Origin of the sequence: Nocardioides sp. LML1-1-1.1 (assembly GCF_040676175.1) — a bacterium.
Classification (GTDB): Bacteria; Actinomycetota; Actinomycetes; order Propionibacteriales; family Nocardioidaceae; genus Nocardioides.
Map to the genome: position 1 here is coordinate 1,129,773 of NZ_JBEGHK010000001.1, position 15,524 is coordinate 1,145,296.

A 15,524-nucleotide genomic window follows, 5' to 3' on the forward strand; every position below is an offset into this window, starting at 1 on the left:
CGGCGCTCCCCGCAACAGCCCTTGCCGGGCCGGCCGCGAGTCCCGCTCACGCCGACTTGGCCGTGAGCGTGGCGATCGCCTGCGCGGCCCGCTCGGCCTGGGGGAGCCCGAGCCCGGCGTACCGGGCGTGGGCCTCGGCCCAGTGCGTCACGGCGGTGTCCGTCTCACCGCGACAGGTCGCCGCGGCCGCCAGCCCGGCGTGCGCCCGGGCCTCCTCGTAGCGGTCACCGGCCGCGGTCGCCGCCGTGAGCGCCCGCGCGTGCGCCGCGCCCGACTCCGCCGGCGCACCGTCGCCGAGCAGCACCTCGCCCAGGGTGTTCAGCAGGTCGGTCTCCACGCCCTCGGCGCCGACCGAGCGGGCCAGGGCGAGTGCCTCGTCGAGGTGCGCGCGGGCGGTCGCGGTCTCCCCGAGCGCGGCCCGGATCTCCCCCAGGTTGCCCAGCGCACGGGCCGATCCGCCGCGGTTGCCCAGCCGGTCGAAGATCGCCAGCGCGTCCTCGGTGTGCCGCAGCGCCAGCTCGGGCTCCCCGAGCCGCAGGTGCACGACCCCGATGTTGATGCCCAGGGTCGCCGCGCCGTGCTCCAGGCCGAGGTCCCGTGCGATCGTCCACGCCCGGCCGTACGACGCGAGCGCGTCGGCGTAGGCCCCCTGCTGCTCCTGCACGTTGCCCAGGTTGTTGAGGGCGCCGGCCTCGGCGTACCCGTCCCCGGTGCGGCCGGCGATCTCGATCACCTCCAGGTAGTGGGCCACGGCCTCGCCCGGCCGGCCCAGGCGCAGGCAGCCCGCCCCGAGCGTGGAGATCAGCGAGAGCTCCTCGCTGACCAGGCCCTGGGCGCGGGCCGCGGCCCGGCCCGCCTCGAGGACCCGGATCCCGTCGAGGTGGCGCCCGCTCTCGTCGAGGTGGCGGCGCAGCCCGCCGGCGAGCGCGGTGGTCCGGGCCAGCTCGCCGGCCGCGAGGGTGGCACCGACGAGGTCGACGAGGTCGGTCCAGTGCCCGTCGAGCCAGCGCCGCGCGGCGTCGACGTCGGCCTCGCTCGCGACGTCCCTGCGCTCCAGCGGGTGCAGCACCTCGACGGCCGCCCCGAGCCGCGCGACGAGGTGGTCGAGCAGGCGCTCCCGCGCCTCGTCCAGGCCGGGCTCCTGCGCCGCCCGGTCGCGGCTGTAGTCGGCCAGCAGGTCGTGCATCGTCGTCGCCCCGCGCCCGTCCAGGCCGACCAGGTGCGCGTCGACCAGCTCGGCGAGGGCCCGCCCGGCGGCCGACGCCGTCACCCCGAGGTACGCCGTCAGGTCGTCCGGCTCCAGACTGGCCACCGGCGCCGAGCCGAGCAGCCGGAACGCCCGGCCGGCGGCAGCGCTCAGCCGCTGCTCGGACCAGCCGAAGACCGCGCGCACCGAGGTCGCCGGGTCGCCGCTGTCGCCGCTGTCGAGCCCGTCGAGACCGGTCAGCCCGTCGAGCGCGGCGGGCTCGCCGGCCAGCCGGGCCGCGACGATCCGCAGCAGCAGCGGCAACCCGCCGCACCGGTCCGCGAGCGCCGGCACCCCGGGCACGCCGCGCAGCTGGGCCCGCAGCAGCCGGGCCGCGGCCCGCGGCGCCAGCGGCTCCAGCGCGAGCGGCTGCGCACCGGGGCTGACCGCCAGGCCGGACAGGGTGCGCCGGCTGGTGACCAGCGTCAACGACTCGCCGCTGCCCGGCAGGAGCGGCCGCACCTGCTCGGCGTCGAGCGCGTTGTCGAGCAGGACGAGCAGCTGCCGGCCGGCGACCGTGCTGCGCCAGCGGTTGACCCGCTCGTCGGGATCGGTGGGGATCGCCACGTCGCTGGTGCCGAGGCTGCGCAGGAAGGCCGCCAGCACGTCGTGGGGGTCGCGGGGCTCGCGTGCGGAGAAGCCCAGCAGGTCGACGTACAGGATGCCGTCGGGGAAGCCGTCGGCCACCTGGTGGCCCCAGTGCACCGCGAGCGCGGTCTTGCCGACACCGGGCTGGCCGGACAGCACGACCACGCCCGGCCCGCCCGCCGCCGCCTCGGCCCGGGCGGCGTCGAGCAGCGCGCTCTCCGCCTCGCGCCCGGTGAACCGCGCCGGGGCGATCGGCAGCTCCCGCGGCACCACCCGGGACGGTACGACGGCGGCCGGGCCCGCCGCGCGGGGCTTGCGCCGCCGGGTGTCGAGCTCGTCGCGGGCGGTGCCCAGCGCCCGTGCGGCATCGGCCGGCACGGCGAGCTCGTGCAGCAGGAGGTCGAGGACGTCGCTCGGCGGCAGGGTCGTCCCGGCGAGGTAGGCGTAGAGCGTGCTCTGGGAGATCCCGAGCCGTTGCGCGAGCGCGCCGACCTTGAGGTGCCGCAGCGGGCTCTGGTGCAGGGCCCGCTTCAGCTCCTCGCCGAACGCCTTCACCGAACGAGCAGTCATCCCGAGATTCCAGACTTTTCCAGAGTTCTCCACTTCGCGTCGTCGCCCATGATGCGCTAGCGCCGGACACCTGACAATCGGGCGTCCAGCCACGACCCTCTCGGGAAAGGTACGTCGTGAACCCCTTCACCTCGCGTGCGCGTGTGCGCCGCCTCCTGCTCACCTTCTTCCTCCTGCTCGGCGGTGTGGCGCTGCCCGGCATGACCCTGGCCTCGAGCCCCGCGAACGCCGCGGGCCCGCACTACTACGTCCTCATCGGCGGCACCTGCGACGGCAACGCCACCGTCTACAACGGCCTCGACCTGCGCGGCGGCGTGCCGCTGGTCGTCAGCTACCCCGCCGGCGGCGTCGGCCTGCCCAACTGCAACCAGACCCCGATGGACCAGTCCTGGGAGATCGGCCGGCAGAACGCCCGCCAGGTGATCCTCGACCACTGGGACCCGACCGCCCGCTACACGCTCGTCGGCTACTCGCTCGGTGCGATCGTCGTCAACAAGGTCCTCGCCGACCTCGTCGACGGCCGGCTGCCGCTGGACCGCAGCCGCTTCGACGCCAAGATGTACGGCGACCCGATGGCCCCCGTCGGTCCTCCGGGACGCGGTGTCGGCGCGGTCATCCCGGCCGGCTGGGGCGTGCCCTCGCCGTTCCTCGGATACGTCTCGCCGGGCGCCGGCCGTACGTCGTACCCGGGCATCCCGTTCGTGCGCTACTGCATCGACACCGACGGTGTGTGCGACTTCGACGACATCCAGGGCCCGGGCGGCTACTTCGCCCAGCACTGGTGCTACCGCTGGGTCCGCCCGAGCGACGGCCGCTCGATCATGGGCGACACCATCGCCGACGGCTTCTACAACAACGGTCCGGTCGCGATCGGCAAGCAGGACTGCTGGGGCGGCCCGATCAAGCCGTAGCGCACCCGTTCCTCCACCACTCGCCCGCACGAACCGATGGGAATCCCCATGTCCGTACGCTCGTCCCTGCCTGCCCGCGTGGCGCTGCGCGCCGTCGTCCTGGCGCTCGCCGCGTTGGCGCTCGTCGTACCGCTCGGCCAGCAGACCACACCCGTCGCCTCCGCGGACTCCGCGGTCGACGGCCCGATCACCCGCACCGAGATCCTGCAGCGCGCGGAGTTCTGGGTGAACCGGAACGTCCCCTACAGCCAGGAGGCGTGGTACCCCGACCCCCAGGGCCGCAACTACCGCACCGACTGCTCCGGCTTCGTCTCGATGGCGCTGCACCTGTCGTCCTCGCCGAACACCGTGTCCCTGCCCAACTACCTGGTCCCGATCGGCTGGGCGGACCTGCGCCCCGGTGACGTGGTCGGCACGCTCGGCCCCGGCACCAGCGGGGACGCCGGTCACGTGGTGCTCTTCAACGGCTGGTCCAACGCCGCGCACACCCGCTTCTTCACCCTGGAGGAGCAGGGCGGCGCGGGCGCGGTGCGCTACGAGCGGCCGATCAACTACACGGTCGGCTCGTTCGTCGCCAAGCCCTACCGCTACCCGAAGGTGATCGAGGACGCGCCGCAGGCGCGCTCGGCCCAGGAGTCCGGCCGGGTGGTCTCGGCGCAGTCGGCCGACGGCCGGCTGGAGGCCTTCGCCGCCGGCTCGGACGGGGTGTGGCACGCCTGGCAGACGAAGGTGAACGGCGACTGGTCGGCCTGGGAGAAGATCGGCGGCCCGGCGAACGCCGAGCTCGCCCTGGCCCCCAACGCCGACGGGCGCCTGGAGCTGTTCGCGATCAACGGCTCGACCTTCGAGCACCGCTGGCAGACCGCGCCGTCGGGCTCCTGGTCGGCGTGGGAGAACTTCGGTGGCGGTGGCGCCGACATCGCGGCGGGCTTCAACAAGGACGGCCGGATCGAGGTCTTCGCCTCCAGTGGTGCCGGGGTCTTCCACCGGTGGCAGACCGCGCCCTCGGGCGGCTGGTCGGCCTGGGAGGGCACGCACGGCGGCCCGGCGAACGCCCAGCTCGCCGTGGAGTCCAACACCGACGGACGTCTGGAGGTCTTCGCGCTCAACGGCTCGACGTTCGGCCACCTGTTCCAGACCGCGGCGTCCGGCGCCTGGTCGGCGTGGGAGAGCTTCGGCGGGGGTGGCACCGACCTGACGGTGGACCACAACGCCGACGGCCGGATCGAGGTGTTCGCCTCGGGCCCGGTCGGGGTGTTCCACAAGTGGATGACCGGCGCGACCACCTGGTCGGCCTGGGAGTCGCTCGGTGGGCCCGCGAACTCGGACCTGACCAGCGACCGCTCGCCCGACGGCCGGATCGAGGTGTTCGCCATCAACGGCGACACCGCCGCGCACACCTTCCAGACCGCCCGCAACGCGGGCTTCGCGGCCTGGGAGTCGTTCGGCACCGGTGGCACGGAGATCGCCGCGACCCACAACCGGGACGGCCGGATCGAGGTCCTCGCCGGCAACCCGACCGGGGTCTTCCACAAGTGGCAGACCGGCGCGACGACCTGGTCCGCGTGGGCCTGGCTCCGTGACGCCGGCCCGGGCCTCAGCTGACGACGGATCGGAGAACGACGATGAACCGCAACCGCTCGCTCCGCGCCGGCCTCGCCGCCGTCGCGGGCCTGGCCCTCACCCTGTCCGTCGCGGCGCCCGGCTCGGCCGAGCCGCGGCCCAAGGACCCGGACGAGATCTATCCGAGTGACACCGCCAAGCTCGCTGCGGCCGCCACCGTGCCGTGCGTGGCCGGCGGTCCGACCGCCGACGACCACGCGCTCGCGACGCAGCTCAACGGCCAGCTCACCAACAAGATGGCCGGCTACCTGAACGGCTACCGGGTGTCCTGCGCCCGCGCCGTCGTGCAGACGGTCAAGGGCGACGGCTTCAACCAGAAGGCGGCGGCGATCGCGATCGCCACCACCATCGTGGAGTCGAGCATCGACAACCTGCGCGACCCGGTCGACTACGACTCGGTCGGGCTGTTCCAGCAGCGGCCCTCCGCGGGCTGGGGCACGGCCGACCAGTGCCGGGACGCGGTCTACGCGACGCGCTCGTTCCTGCGGGTGATGCAGCAGTTCTACCCGAACGGCTCGTGGGACAGCGCGCCGATCGGCGAGGTCGCCGCCGACGTCCAGCGCCCCGCCGCGCAGTACCGCTACCGGTACGGCGTGGAGGCCAACGACGCGATCAAGATCGTCGCGGCCCTGTGGAGCCGCGGCGCCCGGCCCCGCTCGGCCCAGGAGTCCGGCCGGATCGTCTCCGCACAGTCCGCCGACGGCCGGTTGGAGGCCTTCGCCGCGGGTGCGGACGGGGTGTGGCACGCCTGGCAGACGCAGGTGAACGGCGCGTGGTCGGCCTGGGAGAGGATCGGCGGCCCGGCGAACGCCGAGCTGGCGGTGGCGCCGAACGCCGACGGGCGGCTGGAGCTCTTCGCGATCAACGGTTCGACCTTCGACCACAAGTGGCAGACCAGCGCGTCGGGCTCGTGGTCGGGCTGGGAGAGCTTCGGCGGTGGAGGCAAGGACATCGCCGCGGGCTACAACGCCGACGGGCGGATCGAGGTCTTCGCCTCCAGTGGTGCCGGGGTGTTCCACCGGTGGCAGACCGCGCCCTCGGGGGGCTGGTCGGCCTGGGAGGGCACGCACGGCGGCCCGGCGAACGCCCAGCTCGCGGTGGAGTCCAACTCCGACGGACGTCTGGAGGTCTTCGCGTTGAACGGCTCGACGTTCGGCCACCTCTTCCAGACCGCCGCCTCGGGGTCGTGGGGCTCGTGGGAGACCTTCGGCGGCGGGGGCACCGACCTCACGGTGGACCACAACGCCGACGGCCGCCTAGAGGTCTTCGCCTCCGGCCCGGTCGGGGTCTTCCACAAGTGGATGACCGGCGCCACGACCTGGTCGGCGTGGGAGTCGCTGGGTGGGCCGGCCAGCTCGCAGCTGACCAGCGACCGGTCGGTGGACGGGCGGATCGAGGTGTTCGCCATCAACGGCGACACGGCGTCGCACACCTTCCAGACCGCCCGCAACGCCGGCTTCGCCGCGTGGGAGTCGTTCGGCACCGGTGGCACGGAGATCGCCGGCACCCACAACCGGGACGGCCGGATCGAGATCCTCGCCGGCAACCCGAGCGGGGTGTTCCACAAGTGGCAGACCAGCGGCACCACGTGGTCCGCCTGGGCTTGGCTGCGCGACGCCGGACCGGGGATCGGCTGAGCGTCGTACGCCGGGGTGGGGCGGCCCGGCGACCGGAGACGGTCGCCGGGCCGTGGCCCTTTTGTGGCGTCCGACACTTTACAACCAGCGCCCTCTTGTCAAAGCACCTTTACAAGTCCTACCGTTCTGTCAAGCAGCCGACGATGGCGGCGCGGAAGGAAGGCACCACGATGACCGGATCGACGCAGATCGGACAGACCGTCCCCGACGGCTCCACCGAGAAGTGGAAGGACAAGAAGCGCTACCTCTGGCTCTGGGGCCTGATGGTGCCCGGCTTCGGGGTGCTCTTCGCCGTCGCCTACATCGCGACCGGCGGTTGGTGGGGCTTCACCCTGGTCGCGCCCTTCCTGATCAACTTCATGATCCCGCTGTTCGACCTGATGATGGGCACCGACCAGAGCAACCCGCCGGACGAGGTCATCGACGAGCTCGAGAACGACAAGTACTACCGCTGGGTCGTCTTCGCCTACGTGCCGATGATGTTCGCGCTGGTCTTCGCCGGCTACTACATCATCGGTGAGGGCAACCCGGTGGCCTGGCTCGTCAACCACGTCGGCCTCGGCGACTGGGGCGAGGCCCACCTGAGCGCCAACCTGATGGCCGACCACCTCGAGCTGCCCTGGTGGGAGAAGGCGCTGTGGGCGCTCTCGATCGCCGGTGTCGTCGGCATCGGCATCAACACCGCGCACGAGCTCGGCCACAAGAAGGAGTCGCACGAGCGCTGGCTGGCGAAGATCACCCTCGCGCCGACGTTCTACGGCCACTTCTACATCGAGCACAACCGCGGCCACCACGTCCGCGTCGCCACCCCCGAGGACCCGGCGTCCTCGCGCCTCGGCGAGAGCCTCTACCGCTTCTGGCCGCGCACCGTGTGGGGCTCGCTGAAGAGCTCGTGGGAGGTCGAGGCCAAGCGCTACCGCCGCAAGGGCACGCACCCCTTCCACATCGGCAACGACGTCCTCAACGCCTGGGCCATGTCGGTCGCGCTCTGGGCCGCCGTCATCGCGCTCAACGGCTGGGAGGTCGCGGTCTACATCCCGATCACCGTCGTCTTCGGCTTCTCGCTGCTCGAGGTCGTCAACTACCTGGAGCACTACGGCCTCAAGCGTCAGCGGGTCGGCGAGAAGCAGCGCTACGAGCGGGTGCTGCCCATGCACAGCTGGAACAGCAACAACATCGTGACCAACATCTTCCTCTACCACCTGCAGCGCCACAGCGACCACCACGCCAACCCGACCCGGCGCTACCAGGCACTGCGCGACTTCAAGGAGTCCCCGGCCCTGCCGACCGGCTACGCCGGCATGATCAACCTCGCGCTCATCCCGCCGCTGTGGCGCAAGGTGATGGACCACCGAGTGGTGGAGCACCTCGACGGCGACGTCACCCTCGCCAACATCGCGCCGGGCAAGGAGGCGAAGTACCTCGCCCAGTTCCCGCCGCCGGTGGAGCACGTGCTCAAGACCGACGACCTCTTCGCCCAGAAGTTCGAGGGCGAGGTGCTCGCCGCCAAGTGCCCCGGCTGCGGCTACGTCTACGAGGTCGCCGCCGGTGACGAGCACGAGGGTTTCGCCGCCGGTACGGCGTGGGCCGACATCCCCGACGACTGGTGCTGCCCGGACTGCGGCGTCCGCGAGAAGATCGACTTCGTCCCGTTCGACCCGGAGAAGGTGCAGGCCTGATGTCCATGAAGATCGTCGCTGATCTCGACAAGTGTGAGGGCCTCGGCATGTGCGAGGCGATGGCCAACGACTTCTTCGAGGTCGACGAGGACGAGGACCGCGTCCACGTCCTCGACGAGAACCCACCCGAGTCCGAGCGCGCCCACGTCTTCGCGGCCGTGCAGGCGTGCCCGGTCCTGGCGCTCACGCTCGAGGGGTAGGTTCGAGCCATGTCGATCCTCGCGGGCCGCTCCGCGACGCGCGAGCAGGGGGCGTTCGCCGGTGCGCCGGCCGCCCCCTCCTCGCTGCGCGAGCGCCTGCTCGAGGCCGCCGTCGAGATCATGACCACCGACGGCTGGGGGCGGGTCACCATGGCCCGCCTCGCCGACCACGTCGGGGTCAGCCGGCAGACGGTCTACAACGAGATCGGCACCAAGAACGACCTCGCCGAGGCGGTGGTCCTGCGCGAGCTCGACCGTTTCCTCGCCGGCGTCAACCGCTCGTTCGACGAGAACCCCGACGACCTGATCGGCGCCATCCGCGACTCCGCGCGCCGGGTCCTGAAGTACGCCCAGGACAACGCCCTGCTGCACGCCGTCGTCTCCGCCACCCACGGCGCGGACACCGAGCTCCTGCCGCTGCTGACCACCCACTCGGAGTACCTCCTCGAGGGCGCCAAGCTCGTCGTCGCGGAGCGGGTGGCCTCCTACGACGTCGACCTGCCGGAGGCGCGTCTCGACGCGAGCATCGACATGGTCGTGCGGCTGGTCCTCAGCCACGTCATGCAGCCCACCTCGACCCCCGCGCAGACCGGCGAGGACATCGCCTGGATCGCCGCGCGGGTGCTGGGCTGACCTGGGCGTTCGGGCCCTGGTCCTGTTGCCACGTACTACCCTCGGTGGCGGGAGGACTACCGGGAGGGCCGGTGGCGGGGAAGGGGCCATGGCGCTGGCGAGACGCGCGCGGTTGACGGCTGGGCTGACGGCAGGGGCGTCGGCCCTGCTGGTCGCTGCCCTCCTGTCCGGCTGCGGCACGTCGAGCAAGGACGCCGGCGAGAAGGACGACCCGACCAAGGCGGCCGCCTCGACCAGTGCGGTCCCGACGAACGCCCTCGACCCCGCGCACGCGGTCTCCGCGCCGGGGAGGTTCGACGGCACCCAGTACGGCGACGACCTGCTGCTGGTCAGCGACGAGACCCTCCCGGCCGACGTGCTGAAGCAGATCGTCGGGATCACGGTCGGCACGGGCAAGGCCCAGAAGAAGGGGATCGCGGCCTACGACCTGCTGTCCTACGGAAACTTCTCGGTCGAGAACAAGCTCTACAACATCGCGGCCGTGGACGCGGCGAAGTACCGCGCCTTCACCGGCTCGCGCAGCGCGGAGTTCCAGGAGCAGTGGGACCGCGTCGCAGGCGGCGAGATCGCGATCATGGACCGGCTGCAGAAGGAGATCCCCGTCGACGGCGAGGGGTACGTCGAGGTGGGCAAGCAGCGCCTCCACGTCGGCGCCTGGTCGCCTGCCGAGGTCGACGCGATCGACGCGATGGTCAACGAGAAGTGGGGCGAGACGCTCGGTCTGCCCGAGGACAACGCGATCCTCATCAACACCGGCATCGCATCGCCCCAGGCCGTCCGCGAGGTCATCGAGAAGAGATTCGGCGTCAAGCGCTTCTCGATCACCGCGCTCGACATCGTCGCCTCCGAAGGCCTCGACCTGAAGGCGTACCAGAACGTGATCCCCGTCGGCGCCTTCGGCGACGCCGTCGGTGTCTTCCGCTACCGGCCCATCGGCGGCGGGCGGATCGCTCCGGATCCTGGCTGGGTCAAGGCCCACATCGTGACCGAGCAGGTGCCGATCCTCGGCACGGTCACGTGCAACCGGTACATGATGCCGCAGCTGAAGGCGGCTCTCGCTGAGGTGCAAGCGAGCAAGCTGGCCGACAAGATCCACCCGGACGAGTACGCCGGCTGCTACTACCCGCGCTTCATCGCCGGCTCCAACAAGCTGTCGAACCACTCGTTCGGGCTGGCCCTCGACTTCAACGTGCCCGGCAACCAGCGCGGCACCGTCGGTCAGATGGACCGTGGCGTCGTCGCCATCTTCAAGCGCTGGGGCTTCGCCTGGGGTGGCGACTGGGCCTACACCGACCCGATGCACTTCGAGCTGGCCAAGATCGTCAACCCGGGCTGATCCAGCCCCGCCCTCGCTGGTGGAGCAGCCCCCGTCGGTCGAGCAGCCCGAGCCCCTGGGCGAGGGCGTGTCGAGACCCGGCGAGTCGGTGCCGGGACCTCGCCCGCGTCCGGCTCCAGATCTCGGCACGCGCGTCGCGACCTCGGGCCTCGGTCGCGGCGCTGCTCGATCTCGCTGCCCGGGGGCGCTTCTCGTTCCTCGGAGTGCCTCCGGACAGTGACAGCACTACTGTCACGATCCGTGCCATGATGCGGCCATGACGTTCGCGCTGGGTCAGGGAACCGGTCCGCTCAAGGGCCTCAAGGTCGTCGAGATCGCAGGCATCGGGCCCAGCCCGCACGCCTGCATGATCCTGGCCGACCTCGGCGCGGACGTGATCCGCGTGGAGCGTCCCGGCGGCCAGATGCTGACCGGCGGCTCGCACGACCTGCTCAACCGCGGCCGGCCGAGCGTGGCCCTGGACCTGAAGAACCCCGAGGCCGTCAGCACCGTGCTCGACCTGGTCGAGCAGGCCGACGTGCTCGTCGAGGGGATGCGGCCCGGCGTCGCGGAGCGGCTCGGGTTCGGTCCCGAGGACTGCCACGCGCGCAACCCGCGGCTGGTCTACGGCCGGATGACCGGGTGGGGCCAGGACGGCCCCTGGTCGCAGGCCGCCGGCCACGACATGAACTACATCGCCATCACCGGCACCCTGCACGGCCTGGGCCAGGTCAAGGAGAAGCCCCAGTTCCCGACCAACCTGGTCGGCGACTTCGGCGGCGGCTCGACGTACCTCGTGATCGGGATCCTGGCGGCCGTCCTCGAGGCGAAGACCTCCGGCCAGGGCCAGGTCGTGGACGCGGCGATCGTGGACGGCACCGCCCACCTCAACGCGATGACGGCGGCCTTCCTGGCCGGCGGCGGGTTCAAGGAGGAGCGGGCGGCCAACCTGCTCGACGGCGGGGCGCCGTACTACGACATCTACGAGACCGCCGACGGCGAGCACATGTCGGTGGGCGCGCTGGAGCCGCAGTTCTACGACCTCTTCCTCACGCTGCTCGGCATCGCGGACACCGCGCCGGACCGCTGGGACCTGGAGAAGACCGACGAGCTGCGCACGCTGATCGCGACCACCTTCGCCACCAAGACCCGCGACGAGTGGTGCGCGATCTTCGACGGCACGGACGCCTGCGTCGCGCCCATCCTCAAGATCAGCGAGGCTCCCGAGCACCCGCACATCAAGGGCCGCGAGGTGTTCGTCGAGCACGAGGGGATCGTCCAGCCGCAGCCCGCGCCGCGCTTCTCGCGGACCGGTGCCACGCTCTCCCACCCGCCCGCGCCGGGCGCCGGTGCCCACACCCGTGAGGCGCTGGAGGCCTGGGGCGTCGAGGACGTCGACGGCCTGGTCGAGCGCGGCGCTGCGGTGCAGATCACGGAGTGAACGCGCGCCGGGATTGAGGTCCTCGGTACGCCGGCCGGTAGCCTGAGAGCACCGATCCGGCCAGTCTTGCCCCGGATCCCGGCGCATCGCGAAGCCGACGCGCCCCTCACCAGAGGCACCGCTCCGACGCTCGTCGCCCGACGAGCAGCACGGCGAGACGCCCACCTGAGGGGATCGCCGCGTCCGCGCAGCGCTCTCCGGAGAGAAACACCGTGACTTCCACCTTCGCCGACCTCGGCGTGCCCGCCGACCTGCTCGCCGTCCTGGACGCCGAGCAGATCACCGTCCCGACGCCGATCCAGGCCGCGACCCTGCCCGACTCGCTGCGTGGCCGCGACGTCCTCGGCCGCGGCCGCACCGGCTCCGGCAAGACCTACGCGTTCGCGCTGCCGCTCGTCGCCCGGCTCTCCGCCGCGCCCCGCAAGCCCGTCGCCCGCCGCCCGCGCGCGCTGGTGCTCGCCCCGACCCGCGAGCTCGCCTCGCAGATCGCCGCGACCGTCACCCCGCTCGCCGAGGCCGCCGGCCTGCGCACGACGATCGTCTTCGGCGGGGTCGGCCAGGGCCCGCAGGTCACCGCGCTGCGCAACGGCGTCGACGTGCTCATCGCCTGCCCCGGCCGGCTCGAGGACCTCATCGGCCAGGGTCACTGCAGCCTGGCCGACGTCGAGGTCACCGTGCTCGACGAGGCCGACCACATGGCCGACCTGGGCTTCCTGCCCGCCGTACGACGGCTGCTGGACCAGACCCCCAAGGGCGGCCAGCGGATGCTGTTCTCCGCCACGCTCGACAACGCGATCGACGTGCTGGTCAAGCGGTTCCTCAAGGACCCGGCCGTCCACGAGGCCGACTCGGCGCAGTCGCCGGTGGCGAAGATGGACCACCACGTGCTGCACGTCGAGCGAGAGCACCGCCTGCCCGTCCTGCTCGACCTCGTCAGCGCGCCGGGGCGCACGGTGGTCTTCACCCGCACCAAGCACGGCGCCAAGGCGCTGGCCCGCCAGCTCAACAAGAACGGCGTGCCCGCCGTCGACCTGCACGGCAACCTGAGCCAGGGCGCCCGCACCCGCAACCTCGACGCCTTCCACAGCGGGACGGCGACCACGCTCGTCGCGACCGACATCGCCGCCCGCGGCATCCACGTCGACGACGTCTCGCTCGTCGTGCACGCGGACCCGCCGGCCGAGCACAAGGCCTACCTGCACCGCTCGGGCCGCACCGCCCGCGCGGGCGCCGCCGGCACGGTGATCACGCTGATGACGTCCGAGCAGCGCAGCGACGTCCGGGCGCTGACCCGCGCGGCCGGCATCACGCCGACCACCACCAAGGTCAACAACCCCAACCACCCGCTGCTGCAGGACCTGGCCCCCGGCGAGCGCTCGCGCCCCGGAGGCATCGACCTGACCCCGGCCGCGCCCCAGGGCGGCGGCAGGGGTGGTGCGAAGAGCGGTGGCGGCAACGGCGGCGGCCGCCGTCGCAACGGCCCGAAGAAGCCGGCGGCGAAGAAGACCGCGGCGGCCAAGCCCGCCGGCCAGAAGTCCGGCGGCGGCCGCAACCGGTCCCGCTCGCGCGGCGGCCACGGCTCCGGCGGCAGCCACAGCGCCGCCGGCTTCAGCTCCGGCCGGCGTTGAGCCTCAGCGGGTCGCGCGCGGGTTGCGCGCGGCCCGCGCCACGGCCGCCTCGTACGCCGAGACGAGGCCGCCGACCGAGAGCGGCTTGAGCCGCTCCATGATCTCGCGGAAGTGCTCGGAGGCGGCCGCGTCGTCGTAGAGCGGCGCGAGCTTGTCGTTGACCACCTCGGCGAGCTCCTTGGCCATCTGCTCGCCGTGCACCTGGTAGACGGCCGCGGCCGCGACCGCCACCTCGCGCGGGAAGCCGAGCTCGAGCAGCCGGGTGCCGATGGTGAGCTGGTTGGCCGCCACCAGGTACGACGAGCCGCGCACCCGCAGCACGCCCAGCGCCTGCAGGGTGGCGATGTCGTCGGCCGTCAGGGGGTGCCCGACGCGCTTCTCCAGCTGCGCGCGGTCCATCTCCACCGGGAGGTCGGACTGCCAGGGCGCGAGCATGGTCCGGGCCAGCGCGATCTCCTCGGGGGTGGCGTCGTCAGGGATCCCGGCGACGTACCGCTCGATGGCCGAGAGCGTGAACCCGTGGCTCTGCAGCTCCAGGACCAGCTCGATCCGGGCGACGTGCACGGCGGAGTAGTAGCCCGAGCGGCCGCGCCGGATGGGCGGCGGGACGAGGTTGCGCGAGGTGTAGAAGCGCACCGTCCGCACGGACAGCCCGACCCGCTCGGTGAGCTCGTCGAGGGTGAGCAGCGCGGCCTCCTCGTCGCGGCCGGGTGCGGTGTGCGTCACACCCTCGGACGGGCCCTCGCTCTTGACCATGACAGTAATAGTGTCACAATCGTCCGTGGGGACACCCCACTCCACGCCAAACGAACCAGGCAGAGAAACAAGGACGGTCATGGCAGAAGCATTCGTGTACGACCACCTCCGCACGCCGCGCGGAAAGGGCAAGGCCAACGGCTCCCTCCACGAGTCGAAGCCGGTCGACCTCGTCGTCGGGCTGCTCGACGCGCTCCAGGAGCGCAACCCGGGCCTCGACCCGAACCGCGTCGACGACGTCGTGCTCGGTGTCGTCTCGCCCGTCGGCGACCAGGGCGGCGACATCGCCAAGACCGCGGCCATCGCCGCCGGCCTCCCGGACACCGTCGCCGGTGTCCAGCTCAACCGCTTCTGCGCCTCGGGCCTCGAGGCGGTCAACCAGGCCGCCAGCCGCGTCCGCGGCGGCTTCGAGGACCTGATCATCGCCGGTGGCGTGGAGTCGATGAGCCGCGTCGCGATGGGCTCCGACGGTGGAGCCTGGGCGTCCGACCCGGCCACCGCGTTCAAGGCGGGCTTCGTGCCGCAGGGCATCGGCGCCGACCTGATCGCCACGATCGAGGGCTGGAGCCGCGAGGACGTCGACGCCTACGCCGCCGAGTCGCACCACCGCGCCGCCAAGGCCTGGGCCAACGGCTACTACGACAAGCCCGTCGTCCCGGTGAAGGACGTCAACGGCCTGGTCCTGCTCGACCGTGACGAGACCGTGCGCCCCGACACCTCCGTCGAGGGCCTCGCCGGCCTCAAGCCGTCGTTCGCCCAGCTCGGCGCCGACGCCGGCTTCGACGACGTCGCGCTGGAGAAGTACCACTGGCTGGAGAAGATCAACCACGTCCACCACGCCGGCAACTCCTCGGGCATCGTGGACGGCTCGGCGCTGACGCTGATCGGCAGCGAGCAGGTCGGCCAGGACCTCGGCCTGACCCCGCGCGCCAGGATCGTCGCGACCGCCGTCTCCGGCGCGGACCCGATCATCATGCTCACCGGTCCCGCCCCGGCCGCCCGCAAGGCGCTGGCCAAGGCCGGGCTCGAGGTCGGCGACATCGACCTGTTCGAGATCAACGAGGCGTTCGCCGCCGTGGCCATGCGGTTCATGCGCGACATGGACATCAGCCACGAGATCACCAACGTCAACGGTGGCGCCATCGCGATGGGGCACCCCCTCGGTGCGACCGGCGCGATCATCCTCGGCACCCTCATCGACGAGCTCGAGCGGCGCGACCTGCGCCGCGGCCTCGCCACGCTCTGCGTCGGCGGCGGCATGGGCATCGCCACGATCGTCGAGCTCGTCTGAGCAGCG

At 72.3% G+C, this 15,524-nt stretch carries 12 protein-coding genes; 10 read left to right on the plus strand and 2 right to left on the minus strand.

The features are described 5' to 3' along the window. Window positions 1–46: 46 nt before the first annotated feature. Window positions 47–2,404, minus strand: coding sequence for an ATP-binding protein (locus MRBLML1_RS05575; protein WP_364512552.1), 2,358 nt, complete (start codon window positions 2,402–2,404; stop codon window positions 47–49). Window positions 2,405–2,520: 116 nt separating this feature from the next. Here MRBLML1_RS05575 and MRBLML1_RS05580 point away from each other — a divergent pair, with 116 nt between their 5' ends. The 9 genes from MRBLML1_RS05580 (at window position 2,521) to MRBLML1_RS05620 (ending at window position 13,471) form a co-directional block, all read left to right on the plus strand. Beyond that, window positions 2,521–3,315, plus strand: a complete 795-nt coding sequence (locus tag MRBLML1_RS05580; RefSeq protein ID WP_364512555.1) for a PE-PPE domain-containing protein — start codon at window positions 2,521–2,523, stop codon at window positions 3,313–3,315. 48 nt (window positions 3,316–3,363) lie between these two features. Beyond that, entirely contained in the window at window positions 3,364–4,920 is a 1,557-nt protein-coding gene (locus MRBLML1_RS05585) for a hypothetical protein (RefSeq protein ID WP_364512558.1), read from the plus strand. Window positions 4,921–4,940: 20 nt separating this feature from the next. Further along, complete coding sequence (locus tag MRBLML1_RS05590) at window positions 4,941–6,575, plus strand: hypothetical protein (RefSeq protein ID WP_364512560.1); 1,635 nt, start codon at window positions 4,941–4,943, stop codon at window positions 6,573–6,575. Between the two features lie 170 nt (window positions 6,576–6,745). After that, window positions 6,746–8,254: a fatty acid desaturase gene (locus MRBLML1_RS05595; protein ID WP_364512563.1), complete on the plus strand. Its 1,509-nt coding sequence runs from the start codon at window positions 6,746–6,748 to the stop codon at window positions 8,252–8,254. Continuing rightward, window positions 8,254–8,454 (plus strand): ferredoxin, encoded by a 201-nt coding sequence (locus MRBLML1_RS05600; protein ID WP_364512565.1) that lies wholly within the window; start codon window positions 8,254–8,256, stop codon window positions 8,452–8,454. Before MRBLML1_RS05595 ends, MRBLML1_RS05600 begins: the two co-directional genes overlap by 1 nt. Window positions 8,455–8,463: 9 nt before the next feature. After that, the gene (locus tag MRBLML1_RS05605) at window positions 8,464–9,087 is read left to right on the plus strand and encodes a TetR/AcrR family transcriptional regulator (RefSeq protein ID WP_364512568.1); all 624 of its coding nucleotides are present in this window, start codon (window positions 8,464–8,466) and stop codon (window positions 9,085–9,087) included. Window positions 9,088–9,175: 88 nt separating this feature from the next. Continuing rightward, a complete protein-coding gene (locus MRBLML1_RS05610; RefSeq protein ID WP_364512571.1) occupies window positions 9,176–10,423 on the plus strand; it encodes a M15 family metallopeptidase in 1,248 nt (415 codons plus the stop codon). A gap of 256 nt (window positions 10,424–10,679) precedes the next feature. Beyond that, entirely contained in the window at window positions 10,680–11,843 is a 1,164-nt protein-coding gene (locus MRBLML1_RS05615) for a CaiB/BaiF CoA transferase family protein (protein WP_364512574.1), read from the plus strand. Between the two features lie 212 nt (window positions 11,844–12,055). Further along, window positions 12,056–13,471: a DEAD/DEAH box helicase gene (locus MRBLML1_RS05620; RefSeq protein WP_364512577.1), complete on the plus strand. Its 1,416-nt coding sequence runs from the start codon at window positions 12,056–12,058 to the stop codon at window positions 13,469–13,471. Between the two features lie 3 nt (window positions 13,472–13,474). On the opposite strand, the gene MRBLML1_RS05625 is transcribed toward MRBLML1_RS05620, so the two are convergent. Then, a complete protein-coding gene (locus MRBLML1_RS05625; protein ID WP_364512580.1) occupies window positions 13,475–14,227 on the minus strand; it encodes a MerR family transcriptional regulator in 753 nt (250 codons plus the stop codon). Window positions 14,228–14,306: 79 nt separating this feature from the next. Between MRBLML1_RS05625 and MRBLML1_RS05630 the strand changes: the two genes are divergently transcribed. Next, window positions 14,307–15,518 carry an acetyl-CoA C-acetyltransferase gene (locus tag MRBLML1_RS05630; protein ID WP_364512583.1) on the plus strand — a complete coding sequence of 404 codons (1,212 nt, stop codon included), beginning with the start codon at window positions 14,307–14,309 and terminating at the stop codon, window positions 15,516–15,518. The last annotated feature ends 6 nt before the right edge of the window (window positions 15,519–15,524 follow it).